Raw genomic sequence first — 423 nt, forward strand, 5'->3', positions numbered from 1 at the left:
GCCAAGCGGAAAGCTGTCGCTCGCCTGAAGGAAGGCTTCGGGATGAGCGAACGGCGGGCGTGTAAAGCCATCGGCTGTTGCCGCATGACGGTTCGCTACCAGACCAGCAGGCCGGACGACCGGGAGGTTCGCGAGCGGATGAAGGCGATCGCGCAGGAGCGTCGCCGGTTCGGCTACCGGCGTCTTCTCGTGATGCTGAGGCGGGAGGGCCTGGTCGTGAACCACAAGAAGCTGTTCCGGCTCTATCGGGAGGAGAAGCTCGCCGTTCGCCGCCGTGGCGGCCGCAAGCGGGCGATCGGGACCAGGGCGCCGATGCTGGTGCCGCTGAGGCCCGACGAGCGCTGGTCGCTCGACTTCGTATCGGACCAGCTCACCGACGGGCGCCGCTTCCGCATCCTGGCCGTCGTCGACGACTGCACGAGA

1 protein-coding gene is annotated in these 423 nt (G+C 67.8%); it reads left to right on the forward strand.

Annotation, left to right across the window (positions count from 1 at the left end; genetic code table 11):
• The coding region (locus tag EN850_RS33700; protein WP_145972540.1) for an IS3 family transposase at positions 1-423 on the forward strand (423 nt) is incomplete at both ends.

Origin of the sequence: Mesorhizobium sp. M8A.F.Ca.ET.207.01.1.1, from assembly GCF_004794715.1 — a bacterium.
Taxonomy (GTDB): Bacteria; Pseudomonadota; Alphaproteobacteria; order Rhizobiales; family Rhizobiaceae; genus Mesorhizobium.